The organism is Nitrosospira sp. Nsp2, from assembly GCF_003050965.1.
In the GTDB taxonomy this organism is placed as follows: Bacteria; Pseudomonadota; Gammaproteobacteria; order Burkholderiales; family Nitrosomonadaceae; genus Nitrosospira.
This window is the reverse complement of sequence record NZ_QAOU01000001.1, coordinates 251,764-267,646: the sequence shown is the minus strand read 5'-3', so window position 1 is coordinate 267,646 and position 15,883 is coordinate 251,764. Positions and strand designations below refer to the sequence as shown.

The following is a 15,883-nucleotide window of genomic DNA, read 5'->3' as shown; positions in this document are numbered from 1 at the left end:
TTCCTTCTACTTCACCCATCGCGCTGCGTCGAGGGCGAAGTAAGTCAAAATAGCGTCCGCGCCTGCGCGCTTGAACGCCAGCAAAGCCTCGAGCACGCACGCTCTTTCGTCCAGCCAGCCGTTTTGAGCAGCAGCCTTAAGCATTGCGTATTCTCCACTCACCTGATAAACAAATGTTGGCGCGCCAAACTCGTCCTTTATGCGCCGAACAATATCGAGGTAGGGCATACCGGGCTTGATCATCACCATGTCAGCCCCCTCATCCAGATCCAGGCCAACCTCCCAAAGCGCCTCATCCGAGTTGGCGGGGTCCATCTGATACGTGTATTTATTGCCCGCCCCCAAGTTGGCGGCAGAACCAACCGCGTCGCGAAAAGGGCCGTAGAAACTGGAAGCATATTTCGCGGAGTAAGCCAGAATACGGGTATGAATGCACCCCGCGTTCTCAAGAACGGCTCGAACTGCGGCGATGCGCCCGTCCATCATGTCTGATGGCGCCACTACGTCCGCGCCCGCCTGAGCGTGTATCAGGGCCTGCTGCGCCAGAACGGCTACAGTTTCATCGTTCAGCACATAACCACTGTCATCAATCAGTCCATCCTGGCCATGACTCGTGTAAGGGTCGAGAGCGATATCGGTAATAACGCCAAGCTCGGGAAAACGCTTCTTCAGTTCACTCACGACACGCGGCACAAGTCCCAAAGGATTGGCCGCTTCGGCAGCGGTCAGATCTTTAAGGCTCGAGTCGATAACCGGAAAAATAGCCATCGCCGGCACGCCGAGCTCCAGGCATTTTTCCGCCTGATACAGTAGCAGGTCAAGGCTCTGCCGCACCACGCCAGGCATTGAGGATACGTTCTCCTCGCGTTTGTTTCCATCCAGGACAAATACGGGATAAATCAGATCGTCCGGGTCCAGACGATTCTCTCGCATCAAGCGACGTGAAAAATCATCGCGGCGCATACGACGCATTCTCTTCTGTGGAAATTCGCTCAAAAATGACATGGTTGCGGCCTAAAAAGAAATAAATTGATAAATATATAAAACCGGGGGAACTTGTCCGCGAAATCTTTATCTTACCTGCAGACGTTATTTATTGTCTCCCGCTTTTCCTCCCTGAGCGGGTTACCTTAATCCCTATTAAGGTAGTTTGCCCCCGGTTTTATTCCCCTTTAACCGGGGGTTTTTTATTTTTTCAGGTCAGCGAGTTCTCCCGGATCGGTTTTCTCCTCCAGCCACGTTCCGAGCAAGGTCGCGGCTTCTTCCACCCCTTCCCTCGTTAAACTGGAAAATAACTGTACACTGCCTTGCGGGTAGGCATTCTGCAACAAAGCCTGCACTTGGCTGAGGGTTTTTCGAGCCTGCTGTCTGGAAAGCTTATCCGATTTCGTAAGCAGCACATGCACCGGCTTTCCCGTTGGCGCGAACCAGTCGAGCATCTGGCGGTCAAGCGGCGTTAACGGGTGACGCACATCCATGATCAGGACCATGCCGTAAAGGGGTTCCCGCGTTTGAAGATAAGTGCTGAGCAAGCGTTCCCAATGCTGACGAATTTCAGAGGGTACCTTAGCGTAACCATAACCCGGGAGATCCACCAAAAAGCCATGGCCCAACTGGAAAAAATTCAGGTTTTGGGTACGTCCAGGCGTCTTGCTGACGAAAGCAAGACGACTGCGGTTGGTAAGCGAGTTGATTGCGCTGGATTTACCTGCATTGGAGCGTCCGGCGAAGGCGATCTCCACGCCATCGGGCGTCGGCAATTGCCGCAACTGATTAACGGTAGTGTAAAAGGATGCGTGCTGAAAAACAGACATGTTTTCTTACTCAGGACGGGCAACACGAGAGGAGATTAACTTGAGCGCTGCGTCGACAGTTGGGTTCGCCGCTACGGCGGCGTTTCGGGATTTTCCTGAGCAATTGCAAATAAACCCTCCAATACAAGATTATCAATCACTTTGACCGTCACGCAAAGCTGGGATTGGAGCAGCTGAGCCGCTCCGCCGCTCAGGATACAGACAGGCGCATGGCCCAGGGTATTGGTGAGCAGAGCCGCCATGCGCTCGACGGCACCCGCCATGGCATGCGTCGCGCCGCTGTATATCGCATCCGCCGTGCTGTCTGGATAATCGCAAAAGTCCCCGTCATCCTTGTTCGGGACTGCAGTATTACCGATGAGGGTCTTTCGCATCAGATCAAAACCGGGTGTAATGATGCCGCCAAGAAATTCTCCGGTGTCGGAAAGCGCATCCACCGTCATAGCGGTTCCGGCATCAACCACAAGACAACCCTGCCGTTCCGTCTGCCATGCCGCGACCAGCGCTGCCCAGCGGTCGCTGCCCAGCTGAGCCGGATTGGCGTAGTAGTTGCGTACGCCACACTGGTACGCGACAGCGCTAGCCCAACGCGGCTCTACATTCCATCGAGAAAACAGCGTAGACAGTTCGGCTTTGGCCTCAGCCCCGGCAACATCGGAAACCATGATACACGAGGGTTCCCTCAGTTTTTGCCATTCCTGCTCCAGCAACGTGATTTCTTCTTGCGCCACTGCTCCTCTTTGGAGCCAAGTGAGTCCGTCGCGTAACGCCCACTTGATGTTTGTGTTGCCTGAATCAACCAGTAGAAAAAGCGGATCCATGTCACTCCATCTTGTACAGCGTGATCTCGCCGCTGTTAAAGCGCTGAACCCCGGCGAAAGTTCTTACAAGCAACGACCCGTCATCTGCCACGCCATGGATCACGCCTTCAAGACTGGAGCCGTCGGGGAAGCCAAGTCTGACTACTTTATTTTCACAACAATGATGAGTCATCCACTCTTGCTTAAACAGACTGAAGCCTTCGCGCTCAAAATCTCTTAATGCGCTTGTGAGCGACATCAGGAGCGCAGCCAGGAATTTATTGCGGTCTGGGGTCTCTCCGCTGATGGAGTACACGTCCGTGACCCCCTGATCTATGCGCGCGTGCGTCACGTTCGACAGTTTCAGGTTAAGCCCCACCCCGATCACGGCCATGGTGGGGCCAAGCATATCTCCGTGCAATTCAATCAGGATGCCAGCCAGCTTGCACATGTTATAAAGTACGTCGTTGGGCCACTTCAACACGGCGCCGTCCACGCCCGCGGACTCAAGTGTGCGTATTATGGCTAATCCAATTACGAGACTTAAACCCGCCAGCAAGCTCGCCCCATGCTGGAACCGCCATAGCAACGAAAAAGCAAGGCCGTCACCCAAGCCGGAGTACCACCGCCGCCCGCGTCGACCCCGCCCGCTAGTCTGCAATTCCGCGGCCACCACATGAATATGTTCGCTACTGGCGCCGCTTCCTCTAGCTGCCCTCTGCAGTAAATAACTGCTGGTAGAATCGATGATGTCGAGCACTTCGAGATTAAAGCGGTTCGCCTCTCCGCCGAGGTGTTTCAGAACGGTGTCTCGCTCCAGCCATTGCACCGGACCGAGCAGGCGGTAGCCACGGCCATGAACTTTCTGCAAAGTGAGACCCGTCTCGTTCACGTCATTCAAGGCGATCGATACACTCGCCCGCGACACCCCCATAGCCCGGGCAATTACCTCGCCAGAATGAAATTCGTTATCGCTCAGGAGGCGCAAAATGGAAAAAGTGAGGGGCTTCATTTTAGCGAGTGTAGTCTAAATATCGGGGATTGCGCTAGAGAGGCTCCATTGCGCAGAACGTGCTCGGATTAGCGTAATGAAACGACATTAGCTCTATAATGACGGCGATTGAAAGTTTGAGAGGCCAACTTGACAAATAACGCTGACACTTACGCCGCCCCAACCTCCGCTTCCAACTTCGTCCGCAATATCATTGAAGAGGATAACCGGAGCGGCAAATGGGGGGGACGTGTCGAAACCCGTTTTCCACCCGAGCCCAACGGCTACCTTCATATCGGCCATGCTAAAAGCATTTGCCTTAACTTCGGTCTCGCGCGAGATTATGACGGCATATGCCACCTGCGCCTGGACGACACCAATCCCGAAAAAGAAGAACAGGAATATGTTGATTCCATATGCGGCTCGGTCAGGTGGCTTGGCTTCGACTGGGGCGACCACCTCCATTATGCTTCCGACTATTTTGACAAGCTATATGAGTTTGCTGAACTCCTCATCAGGCAGGGCAAGGCCTACGTGGACAGTCTCACTGCGGATGAAATTCGGACTCTGCGTGGCACGTTGACCGAGGCCGGACAGAACAGCCCGTATCGCGACCGCTCCGTTGAGGAAAATCTCGCCATGTTCAGGCGAATGAAGGCAGGTGAATTTTCCGACGGCATGCATGTTTTACGCCTCAAGATCGACATGGCATCACCCAACATTAATTTGCGGGACCCCGTCATATATCGCATTCGCCATGCCCATCACCACCGCACCGGTGACAAATGGTGCATCTATCCCATGTACGATTACACACATTGCGTTTCGGACGCGCTAGAGAGAATCACCCACTCCCTCTGCACGCTTGAGTTCGAAGATCATCGTCCGCTATACGACTGGGTGCTGGATCAATTGTCGGATGTTGTCCCATGTCATCCGCAGCAAATTGAATTCGCGCGGCTGAATCTTACCTATAGTGTGATGAGCAAGCGCAAATTGATTGAACTGGTGAACGGGGGTTTGGTGGACGGCTGGGACGACCCGCGCATGAATACCCTGGCCGGACTTAGACGCCGCGGGTACACGCCCCAATCGATACGTCTTTTCGCGGAACGTATCGGTGTCAGTAAAGCTGATTCATGGATCGATATGAGCGTACTGGAAGATTGCCTGCGACAGGACTTGAACGAGTCTGCTCCCCGGCGTCTCGCCGTCCTGGAACCGTTAAGGGTGGTGATTGACAATTACCCTGAAAACCAGGAAGAGGAGTGCCTGGCGCCGAATCACCCGCAAAAGCCGGAATGGGGGAACCGTTCAGTACCCTTCTCGAAAATCGTCTACATCGAGCGCGGCGACTTCATGGAAACGCCGTCCAAAGGCTTCTTCAGGCTGTCCCTCGGCGCAGAGGTGCGATTACGCTATGCTTACGTTGTAAAATGCATAAGCATGGTCAAGAATGATAGTGGAGAAGTGGTGGAGATTCACTGCACTTATGATCCCGACAGTAAAAGTGGCACGCCTGGAGCGGACAAGCGCAAAATCAAGGGAAATATCCACTGGCTCTCTGTAAGGAATGCGCAACAGGTCGAAGTACGGCTTTATGACCGTTTGTTTGCTCACGCGCATCCCGACGCCAGCGGGCAGGATTACAAAACATTTCTTAATCCTCATTCCAAAAGCATCATAACGGCCTTCGTGGAACCGTCGCTCAGGAATATCCAACCGGAGGATCGCTTTCAATTTGAACGGAATGGGTACTTTATCGCCGACCCGGTGGATACGAAACATGAAAAGCCTGTTTTCAACCGCGCGGTAACACTTCGGGACTCATGGGGTAAGAAGGCTTGATTCGGGAGCGGGAGGTTGTGCGCGGCCCCATGGCATGACCGCTACAGCGGCCGAAGGAGTTCCTTGACGGTTATGATCAGATTTCCCGCTAGCCGCGCGAATCGACGAACGGACACTCATTGAGGTTCCCGGAAGGAAAAACCTGATTTCGCAATAATTCGTTACGGTTGGACAGCAGTTATAAAGTTACTCTTCCCTTCCGAGACTTTTTTCGCTAGCATATCGAAACAAGAGTGATGCAAGCCATGTGGAAACGGGCGAGCCGCCATTTCCTGCGTTTCTGCCGGACTACCCGAGCTTCCTTATCCCGCTTCAAATTTTTTGCCCACAACCGCAGCCGTTGACCCAACACACGAAACATTAACTTCTCACGAGAATCCCTATGAGCCAGCATATCCATTATGTCGCGGATGGAACATTTGAGACCGAAGTAATACAATCCACTGTTCCTGTTCTGGTGGATTTTTGGGCAGAGTGGTGCGGACCGTGCAAGATGATCGCGCCTATCCTGGATGAAGTCGCCGGCGAATATGGGGATCGGCTAAAGGTAGCAAAGCTGAATATCGATGAGAACCAGGCCACGCCGCAAAAATACGGCATTCGTGGGATCCCTACCCTCATGCTGTTCAAGAATGGCAACATTGAGGCAACCAAGGTCGGCGCCCTGTCGAAATCTCAGCTAACCGCCTTTATTGACAGCCACATCTAAACAAGATAAACTTACGGCCAACCGCCTCCCTAAGCGGAATCTGATTCGATTCACCGCTCCGTTCTGATTCTAGTCTGCCCCATCAGCGCTTCTCTACGTCTTTGACGCTTTACGTCCCTGCTTTTTCACCCTCGGGTTTCCCTTCATGCATTTATCAGACCTCAAGAATTTTCACGTCACCGAACTGGTAGAGATGGCCATCGCCAATGAGATCGACGGCGCTAATCGTCTGCGAAAACAGGATCTGATTTTCGCATTACTGAAAAACCAGGCGCGGAAAGGCGAGAGCATTTACGGTGAGGGGACGCTGGAAGTGTTGCAGGATGGCTTTGGTTTTCTACGCTCGCCGGATACCTCGTATTTGGCCGGACCCGACGACATCTATGTCTCACCGAGCCAGATCAGGCGATTCAACCTGCACACGGGGGACTCCATAGAAGGGGAAATCCGCACCCCCAAGGATGGAGAACGTTACTTCGCTTTGGTCAAGGTGGATAAGGTCAACAACGAGCCGCCGGAAAATTCCAAGCACAAGATACTATTTGAAAATCTCACCCCCCTCTTTCCTACCGAGCGATTGCAGCTCGAACGCGACATCAAAGCCGAAGAAAACATCACCAGCCGCATTATCGACCTTATCGCGCCAATTGGTAAGGGACAGCGCGGATTGCTGGTCGCAAGCCCCAAATCCGGAAAAACAGTAATGCTTCAGCACATCGCTCACGCGATCGCGGCCAATTGTCCGGATGTCATCCTAATGGTGCTGCTGATAGATGAGCGCCCGGAGGAAGTTACCGAGATGATCCGCTCCGTTAGAGGGGAGGTGATTTCTTCCACATTTGACGAGCCCGCTGTGCGGCACGTTCAGGTGGCCGATATGGTGATCGAAAAAGCCAAACGGCTGGTAGAGCATAAAAAAGACGTGGTGATACTGCTGGACTCGATCACGCGACTTGCACGCGCCTACAATACGGTCGTGCCCGCATCCGGCAAGGTTTTAACCGGCGGCGTCGACGCAAACGCGTTGCAACGTCCCAAGCGTTTTTTCGGCGCAGCTCGAAATATCGAGGAAGGCGGATCGCTTACGATTATTGCGACCGCGTTGGTTGATACCGGTTCGCGCATGGATGATGTAATTTACGAAGAATTCAAGGGTACAGGTAACATGGAAATACACCTGGACCGGCGCATGGCGGAAAAACGCATTTATCCCGCCATCAACGTTAACCGCTCCGGTACCCGCAAGGAAGAATTGTTAATCAAACCTGACGTGCTGCAGAAGATCTGGGTGCTACGCAAGCTCCTCTATCCAATGGATGAATTGGAGGCAATGGAATTTTTGCTGGACAAGATCAAGGCTACCAAAAATAATGCGGATTTCTTTGATTCGATGCGGCGGGTCTGAAGCACGAAAACCGCGTTCAATTCACCCGCGGCGCGGAATATTGTTGCACCGGGGCATGGGTTAAAGGATAATATACGTTTCGTTCCACATTTTCGCTCACAGTTTCCGCTGTAGCGGCACAGTTCAAGGATTTACCCATGAAACCAGACATTCATCCAAACTACCAGGAAATCACCGTGACCTGTAGTTGCGGCAGTACTTTTCAGACGCGATCCACCATGGGTCGGCCTTTGCATATCGAGGTTTGCTCAGTGTGCCATCCCTTCTATACGGGTAAGCAGAAAATTGTTGACACGGCCGGTCGGGTCGAGAAATTTCGGCAGAAATACGGCAAAAAGCCTGAGAAGCAGGCTGCAGCTTAACGTCCAGGGAAGCGCGATCAAAAAACAAGGGCAGCTTGAAGCTGCCCTTTTTCATTTCCGGCGGTCATGGTTATTTTAGATGGCGAAATGACCACAATGAGAAGGATAAGCGGACTCAAATTCATCGTTCCTCTCGTCGGCCTGCTTCTGTTAGGCGGCTGCGCCGCCAATCCGGTGACCGGCAAGCAGAACTTCACGCTCATGACGGAAGCCGACGAGATCCGCAGGGGAGAGAAAGCGGCTGCCAATGTGCCCGAAGTTTATGGGATTTACAGCGAGTCGCCGGCTTTGCAAGATTACGTCAACGAGATCGGGCAAAAACTCTCGAAAAACAGCCACCGGCCTCAGCTCAATTATCATTTCACCGTCGTCGACAGTCCTCAGGTAAATGCTTTTGCCCTACCCGGCGGTTATATTTATGTCACGCGGGGTATTCTGGCCTACCTTAATTCAGAAGCCGAGCTCGCTGCCGTGCTCGGGCATGAACTAGGCCATGTCACGGCACGCCATAGCGTGCGGCAATATAGTGCCGCCACCGCCGCGAACGTTGCTGCCACGATCGGCGGGGTTGTGGCTGGAATATTTGTGCCGCAGCTGGGCGGAGCGCTTGCACAAGGTGTTCAAAGCCTGTTGGGCGTTACGGGTGATGCCCTGCTTTCCGGCTACGGCCGCAGCCATGAGCTGGAAGCCGATCGCCTGGGAGCGGAATATCTGGCGCGAAGCGGCTATGATCCCCAGGCAATGATCAAAGTCATCCGCGTACTCAAAAATCAGGAACTGTTCGATATTGCGGCCGCCCAACAAGAGGGTCGGGAGCCGCGTCGCTATCATGGGCTTTTTTCCACCCATCCCGACAATGACACTCGCTTGCAGGAAGTGGTCGGTGAGGCCCAGCAATATGCCCAGCCCGGCGCGATAGACGATCGACGCACGGAGTTTCTGCGCCAAACCGAAGGTTTGACTTTCGGGGATCCTGTCAACCAGGGGGTGGTACGAGGAAATACATTTCATCACAAGGAGATGGGCTTCACATTGTCGTTTCCGCCCGAGTGGCGAATACGAAACAAGCCCAACGAAGTTGTCGCTACCAGCCCTGATGGGGACGCATTGATGGTGTTAAGTCGATTCGATAGTCCCCGCGGTTCCCCCGCTGATCTTGCACGCGAACGATTTCGCCTTGGAAGCTCTACAGAAATTTCGTCGACGGTCAGCAATGGGTTGCCTACTGCTGTGGTGACCGCGAATACGCAGAACGGAGAACGCTTCACGGCCGGAGTGATTTATCTCGACAATAACGCGTATCTCGTGGCAGGACGGGGCGATTCACGGGCCGCATTCGAGCGCCATCATCCAGTCATCGCCCGCGCGATTGAAAGTTTTCGCCCGCTAACCGATGCGGAGAAAGAAGGAATCAAGGCACTTGAGATCCGAACCATTACGGCAGCCAAGGGCCTCACCTATGCCGAACTGGCGAGAGAGTCTCCTCTGGGCGCCCACGCCGAAGGCTATTTGCGCTTGCTCAATGGCCAGTATCCCGAAGGTGAACCGATTACGGGTCAGCTCATCAAAATTGTGAAGTAGTACATCTGCTTCCCAAGGTCACGAACCCTGCTGAAGCATTCCACGATATTTTAATAGATGCATTTGGTGTTCGTGCCACCCCACCAAAAGAGCAGCTATACGTTCTGCACAAGAAGCGGGTAGTCTGTGATGATCCCGTCCACATTCGCTTCCCGGCAAATGTCATGCTCGGCTCTGGTTACGGCGCCATAAACAAAATTGCGGTACCCGTCCTCGGCTGCCTCTTTCAAAAGGGTATCATCCAGAACCTCGTAGTTCCAGACGAGATGATTAACCCTCGGATTTCCGTCACAGTTGAAGTCAGCCAGCACGGAACTCAGCGTAAGCGGTCGATGTGCCAGCAACAGCCCGCAATTAACCTTGAGCGATGAGGCGCAAACCGCTACCAGATCATGGCGGAAAGACGTCACCACAAGGCGGTGGCCAGCCTGATGCCTTTCGAGCACTTTTATGACGGTCGATAGGGCCTGTGCAGTTTTAATTTCCACATTCCACAATACACCGGGAAAATACTCCAGCGCTTCATCCAACGTGGGTATCCCGTAGCCCACTGCCTGCTCGATCTCCTTTCGCGTCAGATCCGCCACTGCTTGGCCTGATGCAATAATGCGATCATGGATCAGCACCGGCACCCCCTCGCGACTGATGCGCACGTCAGTCTCGATACCGCCTGCGCCCGCATTCACTGCGGCTTCAAAAGCCGCCAGTGTATTTTCGGGCACCTTCGCGTGATAACCGCGATGCGCTATTACCAGCATGAGATTGCTCCAACATTAATCAAATCGCGGGCGGCCCGTTATCAAGTTCCGAGCTGGCATCTCGCGGATTTATAAATTCCTGGCCATAAAGTCGCCCAATGCGCGCACCCACTCCTCGCGCATGTATATGAACCCGTTGTTGTGCCCGCCCTGCAACTCCACGAACTGTTTTGGCTCGGGTGACGATGCGTACAGGGCCTGGCCCTGCGCAAACGGCACGATTTCATCCTGCGGACTGTGCGCAACGAATACCGGGCAGGTAACGCCCCGCAGGTAGTCCCGGGTGTTGTACTGGAAACGGGTCAACAGGTGCGTCGGCAGAAACGGGTAAATTGCCGCCGCCATATCGTCCACCGAGGTAAACGCGGAAGCTAACACCAATAAGGCGGGTTTTTCGCGCACGGCGAGCCAGGTTGCGACCGCCCCCCCCAGCGATTCGCCGAGCAGCGCAATGCGCGTTGATGGAATATTTCTTTGCTCGGTGAGATATCGCCACGCGGCCTGGGCATCGCGATAAGTACCCTGCTCGGATGGCGTTCCGCTGCTTTCGCCATAGCCGCGATAGTCAATGATCAATGTGTTGTACCCGAGACGGTAAAACATCAGCAGGTATCCCATCCGGGTCGAAATGTTTCCTGCGTTGCCATGGAAAAACAATACCGTCGCCGTTGCGTCTTTCGCCGGAACAAACCAGCCGTTCAATGTTTCTCCATCTTCCGTAGCAATTTTTACCGACTCATAGTCGAGCCCATGAGCATCCGGCGTGCCGATAATGGCCCGTCCAGTTTCCGGATAGTAAACAAAGCGTGACTGGATGAGGAATAGGACTCCAGCAAGAACAGCGTAACCAGTAGCAGCCAGAATGCCCAATTTGAAAAGCATAGGAAGGTAATCAGGTGGAAGTTGAATTTTTTCTCGCAACTCACGGTTATAATAACCAGTTTCAGTCACCTAGAGTAGGACTATCAAATGAATCTCGATCGGGTAAATTCTGGCCGTGACGTCCCGAATGATTTCAACGTCATCATAGAAATACCCATGAATGCTGATCCCATCAAATACGAAGTGGATAAGGAGACCGGCGCAATGTTCGTTGATCGTTTCATGTCAACGTCAATGCACTACCCATGCAATTATGGCTACGTTCCCCATACTCTATCGGACGACGGAGACCCGGTGGATGTGCTGGTGATCTCGCCGGTTCCACTCATTTCCGGCGTAGTCGTCCGCTGCAGACCGCTCGGTATGTTAAAAATGACTGATGAAGCCGGCGAGGACGCCAAAATATTAGCGGTGCCCATCGACAAGTTGTGCAGTCTCTACCGCAAAAAAAAATCCCATGAGGATCTACCTGAACTGGTACGTGCGCAAATCTCGCATTTCTTCGAGCACTACAAAGATCTTGAACCCGGCAAGTGGGTCAAGATAAATGGCTGGGTGGGAGTCAAGGAAGCCAAAGCAGAAATTGTAGACGGGGTGAAACGCTATAATTCGGCGAAGAAAAAGCCTATGTTCTAAAACCTGATTCACCCTCGACGCAGCGTCAATATCCCAATGGATGAGCGTGTGACGCGGGCGGACAGTGCATCGCAACTCCCTCCCGGCGCCCAATGGTTCATTTAGCGTATTTCGCGGCCTCACGCCGCGCTCGGCGGAGAGCAATAAAAGATGACCTGGCTTGAACCTGTACAATTGACGGGCGCAGCCGTGACGCTGATTCCCCTTGGAATCAATCATGTCGAGCCTCTGAAGGCGGCTGTCATGGATGGAGAGCTCTGGAAGCTCTGGTTTGCGAACGTCCCCTCCTGCGACCAGATGGAAGACTATGTGATGCGGGCTGTTGAAAGTTCAGCCAAGGGAAATGTTGCATTTGCCGTCAGGCTTAACAGCACGCACAAAATCGTGGGAACGACGCGTTTCTATAACGTGGATGAAATCAACCGACGGCCGATGCTCGGTTACACCTGGTACGCGAACTCAGTCTGCAGGACGAGGGTGAACACCGAATGCAAGCTGCTGCTGCTTCAATATGCGTTTGAGGAAAAAAACGCCATCGCGGTCGAGTTCAGGACGCATTATTTCAACCAGGTCTCCAGAACCGCGATTGAACGCCTGGGAGCCAAGCAAGACGGAATTCTGCGCAGCCACCAAATGATGCGCGACGGTTCAATTCGAGATACGGTTATTTACTCGATTCTTGGCCATGAGTGGCCCGCCGTAAAAAGCAACCTGACGAGTAAGCTCATAGCCTATGATCGCGGCGAGGATTAAGGCGGATAGCAAACTTGGGTTAAGGGGGTCGTCGATAAGCGGGAACTTAATGCATCGGGTCGGCCACCAATGTACACAGCGATAATAGGAAAGGTGGCTGACGCGATGAATCGAGGGGAGGCATTCGCACGTGGATGATCGTCAGGACTGGTTCAGAAATCGCCGGAAAATGCTTGCCCTGCTTGGCGTCACCGGGGTGAACGCGCTTTCGGCGCACTCATCGGCGAGCTCCGGCGGTGGCGGCGAATCAGCGCGACGAACCCCTGCCTGCGTGGTCACCCCTGCGCAAACCGAAGGTCCTTATTTTGTTGATGAGCGCTTGCATCGCTCGGATGTCCGTTCCGATCCTTCGGACGGGTCGGTAAAAGAAGGGCTGCCGCTCGCGCTCGAAATCCGCATACTCAACGTCGGTCAAACAGGCTGTGTACCTCTGCAGGATGCCGTCGTTGATATCTGGCAGTGCGACGCACAGGGTGTCTATTCTGATGTCATGGACCCTGCGTTCCAGACCCGCGGAAAGAAATTTCTACGCGGCTACCAGATGACGGACGCTAAGGGCATCGCGCGATTCCTCACCATTTATCCCGGGTCGTATCCGGGCAGAACAGTGCATATTCACTTCAAAATTCGCACGAAGGGAAAACACCGCTCGGCTCATGAGTTTACATCGCAGTTCTATTTCGACGACACCCTGACGGACCGGGTACATGCGCAGCCGCCATACACCTCGGCAAAGTCACGTCTCCCGCGCACGAGAAATGAGCAAGACGGCATATACCGTGCAGGAGGCGATCAGTTAGTGCTTACTCTCGTCGAGACGAACCAAGGATATGTTGCAACGTTTGATGTTGGCCTAAAGGGAATTCCCGCGTAGTCAGTCCCAGCATAGCCGGTCGCCGAGCCGCTCCACCAGCGTGGGCTAGACAAGCTTGAATTCGGATATGGTGTGGCGCCTCTCCCGTTGACCCAACGATGCCTGAATCGCGTCGTCGACCGTGTCCAGCATGACAAATTGCAACGCAGCGCGCGCGGATTCGGGAACGTCGCGCAAATCCTTCTCGTTCCTCGCCGGCAATAGCACCACCCGCAGGCCCGCACGCTGTGCGGCAAGCACCTTTTCCTTGATACCCCCCACTGGAAGCACCAGTCCGCGCAGACTTATTTCGCCTGTCATTGCTACGTCGTGATTTACCGGACGATCGGTAAAAAGCGAGGCAAGCGCAATAAACATTGACACGCCAGCGCTCGGGCCATCCTTGGGAATAGCGCCAGCGGGCACATGCACATGCACGTCAATGCCCTCAAAGGTGCCATAGGGGATATTGAGGCTATCTGCCTTGGCTTTCACTAGCGTGAGCGCGGCCTGCGCGCTTTCCTTCATTACGTCGCCAAGCTGCCCGGTTAAAATCAGCTGTCCGCGGCCGCTGACCCGTGTGGCTTCGATGAATAGAATGTCACCGCCCACAGGTGTCCAGGCCAGACCGGTCGCCACACCCGGCAAACCAATGCGCAGCCCAGTCTCGTGCTCGAATTTCGCCGGACCGAGGATGACCTCCAGGTCTGCGACGTCAACCCTTACCTTGAGTTGCGCATCTTCGGCAATGCGCATCGCAACGTGCCGCATCGCGCGACCGATCTCGCGTTCCAATTGGCGTACCCCGGCTTCGCGCGTGTAATTTGCAATAATACTATCGATCGCCGCGACCGTTATCTCGCACTGCTCTTCGCTTAAACCGTTCGCTTCCCTTTGCCGACCGACCAGGTAACGTAACGCGATCTGAAGTTTTTCCTCGCGCGTATAACCCGGAAGATCGATAATCTCCATGCGGTCGCGGACCGGGGGCGGGACATTATCGATCACGTTTGCGGTAGCAATGAAAACGACCCGGCTCAGGTCAAACGGCACGCCCAGGTAGTTGTCCCGAAAGGTAGAATTCTGCTCCGGGTCCAGCACTTCCAGCAGCGCGGCCGAAGGATCGCCGTGGAGGCTGGCCGACATTTTGTCGACCTCGTCAAGCATCATGACGCAATTTCGCGCATCCGCCTTACGCAATCCTTGCACAATGTTTCCCGGCATCGCGCCGATATATGTGCGGCGATGCCCCCGCATTTCGGCTTCATCGTGGACGCCACCCAACGAAACGCGCACGAATGGACGTTGCAAGGCGCGTGAGATGCTCTGGCCGAGGGAAGTTTTCCCTACCCCTGGCGGGCCTACAAAACATAGTATCGGCGCGCGACCCTGGGGTTTAAGCTTTTGCACTGCGAGGAACTCCAAAATGCGCTGCTTCACTCGTTCGAGTCCAAAATGATCGGCCTCGAGAATTTGACGCGCGGCATCGAGATCGATTGGTGCATCCTCTGGCAGCCGCCAGGGCAGTTCGGTCATCCATTCCAGGTAGGTGTGAAGCATCGAATATTCGCTTGAAGCAGGCGGCATCCGCTTTAAACGCTGCAACTCCTTGCGCGCCTGCGCCTCGATATCCTCCGGCATGCCGGCATTGGCGATGGCCTCTTCCAGCTCTGCTATCTCCTGGTCATCACTATCTGTCTCGCCGAGCTCCTTCTGGATCGTCTTCAATTGCTCGCGCAATAAAAATTTGCGTTCGCGATCATCCAGATGCTCTTTCGTGCGTTCGCCGATTTCCTGCGATAACCTCAGCACTTCAATACGGCGTGACAATATCTGGAGCACCTTCTGCAACCGCTCCTCGGTATTGACGGTTTCGAGCAGCATCTGCTTCTCCGCCACTTCCGTGTCAAGCAGGCTTGCCGTAATGTCGGCAAGATGTGACGGTGCCCGCGTTGTCTGTAGCGCGTGCGCGAGCTCCGCTGGCGCTCCCGGCAGCAATGAAAGGATTTCGATCGTTCGCTCGCGCAGTTGCATGGCGAGGGCCTCGGCCTGCGTTGACACCTCGGCGGGTTCTTCGATACGCCGAATGCGAGCGGCTAAAAACGGGTAGCCTTCAACCATGTCTTCGATGCAGAATCGCTCCAAACCCTGGCACACTGCATGCCGCAACCCATCGGTGGAACTGAGATGACGCACGATATTCACCACCGTGCCCATCTTGAACAAAGCTTCCAACCCCGGGTCATCAACATTGGGATCCTTTTGCAGGACAATCCCTATCGGGACGTTGGAACGCAAGGAATGCTCCACCGCGGCAATGGACTTGGCGCGGCCGACCGTAATAGCCATTAACACATGCGGAAACATTACGACATTCCGCATCGGCACCAATGCGACCACATCCTCCGGCAATTCCGGTTTGGCTAGGATAAGCTGTCCCGTTTGACTCTCGGTCATGGAGAAGACTCTCGATTATGGAGAAACAGTTTTA

General features: G+C 54.2%; 15 protein-coding genes. 8 read left to right on the top strand and 7 right to left on the bottom strand.

Going from position 1 to position 15,883, the window contains the following annotated elements:
* Positions 1-6: 6 nt before the first annotated feature.
* The 4 genes from hemB to C8R31_RS01195 all read right to left on the bottom strand — a co-directional run bounded on the left by hemB (position 7) and on the right by C8R31_RS01195 (position 3,626).
* A complete protein-coding gene (gene hemB / locus C8R31_RS01210) occupies positions 7-1,005 on the bottom strand; it encodes a porphobilinogen synthase (protein ID WP_107692265.1) in 999 nt (332 codons plus the stop codon).
* 182 nt (positions 1,006-1,187) lie between these two features.
* Positions 1,188-1,814, bottom strand: coding sequence for a ribosome biogenesis GTP-binding protein YihA/YsxC (gene yihA, locus C8R31_RS01205; RefSeq protein ID WP_107692264.1), 627 nt, complete (start codon positions 1,812-1,814; stop codon positions 1,188-1,190).
* 71 nt (positions 1,815-1,885) lie between these two features.
* Positions 1,886-2,635: a type III pantothenate kinase gene (locus C8R31_RS01200; protein WP_107692263.1), complete on the bottom strand. Its 750-nt coding sequence runs from the start codon at positions 2,633-2,635 to the stop codon at positions 1,886-1,888.
* A gap of 1 nt (position 2,636) precedes the next feature.
* Positions 2,637-3,626: a biotin--[acetyl-CoA-carboxylase] ligase gene (locus C8R31_RS01195; protein ID WP_107692262.1), complete on the bottom strand. Its 990-nt coding sequence runs from the start codon at positions 3,624-3,626 to the stop codon at positions 2,637-2,639.
* 129 nt (positions 3,627-3,755) lie between these two features.
* Here C8R31_RS01195 and C8R31_RS01190 point away from each other — a divergent pair, with 129 nt between their 5' ends.
* The 5 genes from C8R31_RS01190 (at position 3,756) to C8R31_RS01170 (ending at position 9,510) form a co-directional block, all read left to right on the top strand.
* The gene (locus C8R31_RS01190) at positions 3,756-5,453 is read left to right on the top strand and encodes a glutamine--tRNA ligase/YqeY domain fusion protein (RefSeq protein WP_107692261.1); all 1,698 of its coding nucleotides are present in this window, start codon (positions 3,756-3,758) and stop codon (positions 5,451-5,453) included.
* 382 nt (positions 5,454-5,835) lie between these two features.
* Positions 5,836-6,162, top strand: coding sequence for a thioredoxin TrxA (gene trxA, locus C8R31_RS01185; protein ID WP_107692260.1), 327 nt, complete (start codon positions 5,836-5,838; stop codon positions 6,160-6,162).
* A gap of 145 nt (positions 6,163-6,307) precedes the next feature.
* Positions 6,308-7,567 (top strand): transcription termination factor Rho, encoded by a 1,260-nt coding sequence (gene rho, locus C8R31_RS01180; protein ID WP_107692259.1) that lies wholly within the window; start codon positions 6,308-6,310, stop codon positions 7,565-7,567.
* Between the two features lie 137 nt (positions 7,568-7,704).
* Positions 7,705-7,929, top strand: a complete 225-nt coding sequence (rpmE, locus tag C8R31_RS01175) for a 50S ribosomal protein L31 (RefSeq protein ID WP_107692258.1) — start codon at positions 7,705-7,707, stop codon at positions 7,927-7,929.
* Between the two features lie 87 nt (positions 7,930-8,016).
* A complete protein-coding gene (locus C8R31_RS01170) occupies positions 8,017-9,510 on the top strand; it encodes a M48 family metalloprotease (protein ID WP_258192476.1) in 1,494 nt (497 codons plus the stop codon).
* A 95-nt stretch (positions 9,511-9,605) separates the two neighbouring features.
* Here the strand turns inward: C8R31_RS01170 and C8R31_RS01165 are convergent, their stop codons facing one another.
* A complete protein-coding gene (locus C8R31_RS01165) occupies positions 9,606-10,268 on the bottom strand; it encodes a glycerophosphodiester phosphodiesterase (RefSeq protein ID WP_107692257.1) in 663 nt (220 codons plus the stop codon).
* A gap of 69 nt (positions 10,269-10,337) precedes the next feature.
* Entirely contained in the window at positions 10,338-11,150 is an 813-nt protein-coding gene (locus tag C8R31_RS01160; protein ID WP_107692256.1) for an alpha/beta hydrolase, read from the bottom strand.
* Positions 11,151-11,237: 87 nt separating this feature from the next.
* Here C8R31_RS01160 and ppa point away from each other — a divergent pair, with 87 nt between their 5' ends.
* The 3 genes from ppa (at position 11,238) to C8R31_RS01145 (ending at position 13,413) form a co-directional block, all read left to right on the top strand.
* Positions 11,238-11,786, top strand: a complete 549-nt coding sequence (gene ppa / locus C8R31_RS01155) for an inorganic diphosphatase (RefSeq protein WP_107692255.1) — start codon at positions 11,238-11,240, stop codon at positions 11,784-11,786.
* 150 nt (positions 11,787-11,936) lie between these two features.
* Positions 11,937-12,539 (top strand): GNAT family N-acetyltransferase, encoded by a 603-nt coding sequence (locus C8R31_RS01150; RefSeq protein WP_107692254.1) that lies wholly within the window; start codon positions 11,937-11,939, stop codon positions 12,537-12,539.
* A gap of 130 nt (positions 12,540-12,669) precedes the next feature.
* Positions 12,670-13,413 (top strand): intradiol ring-cleavage dioxygenase, encoded by a 744-nt coding sequence (locus C8R31_RS01145; protein ID WP_258192475.1) that lies wholly within the window; start codon positions 12,670-12,672, stop codon positions 13,411-13,413.
* A gap of 45 nt (positions 13,414-13,458) precedes the next feature.
* Here the strand turns inward: C8R31_RS01145 and lon are convergent, their stop codons facing one another.
* Positions 13,459-15,849, bottom strand: a complete 2,391-nt coding sequence (lon, locus tag C8R31_RS01140) for an endopeptidase La (RefSeq protein WP_107692253.1) — start codon at positions 15,847-15,849, stop codon at positions 13,459-13,461.
* Positions 15,850-15,883 lie beyond the last annotated feature (34 nt).

Bases quoted from the DNA above. Each gene is read 5' to 3' on its own strand.
- hemB (WP_107692265.1), bottom strand. From the start codon at position 1,005: ATGTCATTTTTGAGCGAATTTCCACAGAAGAGAATGCGTCGTATGCGC.
- yihA (WP_107692264.1), bottom strand. From the start codon at position 1,814: ATGTCTGTTTTTCAGCACGCATCCTTTTACACTACCGTTAATCAGTTG.
- C8R31_RS01200 (WP_107692263.1), bottom strand. From the start codon at position 2,635: ATGGATCCGCTTTTTCTACTGGTTGATTCAGGCAACACAAACATCAAG.
- C8R31_RS01195 (WP_107692262.1), bottom strand. From the start codon at position 3,626: ATGAAGCCCCTCACTTTTTCCATTTTGCGCCTCCTGAGCGATAACGAA.
- trxA (WP_107692260.1), top strand. From the start codon at position 5,836: ATGAGCCAGCATATCCATTATGTCGCGGATGGAACATTTGAGACCGAA.
- rho (WP_107692259.1), top strand. From the start codon at position 6,308: ATGCATTTATCAGACCTCAAGAATTTTCACGTCACCGAACTGGTAGAG.
- rpmE (WP_107692258.1), top strand. From the start codon at position 7,705: ATGAAACCAGACATTCATCCAAACTACCAGGAAATCACCGTGACCTGT.
- C8R31_RS01170 (WP_258192476.1), top strand. From the start codon at position 8,017: ATGACCACAATGAGAAGGATAAGCGGACTCAAATTCATCGTTCCTCTC.
- C8R31_RS01165 (WP_107692257.1), bottom strand. From the start codon at position 10,268: ATGCTGGTAATAGCGCATCGCGGTTATCACGCGAAGGTGCCCGAAAAT.
- C8R31_RS01160 (WP_107692256.1), bottom strand. From the start codon at position 11,150: ATGCTTTTCAAATTGGGCATTCTGGCTGCTACTGGTTACGCTGTTCTT.
- ppa (WP_107692255.1), top strand. From the start codon at position 11,238: ATGAATCTCGATCGGGTAAATTCTGGCCGTGACGTCCCGAATGATTTC.
- C8R31_RS01150 (WP_107692254.1), top strand. From the start codon at position 11,937: ATGACCTGGCTTGAACCTGTACAATTGACGGGCGCAGCCGTGACGCTG.
- lon (WP_107692253.1), bottom strand. From the start codon at position 15,849: ATGACCGAGAGTCAAACGGGACAGCTTATCCTAGCCAAACCGGAATTG.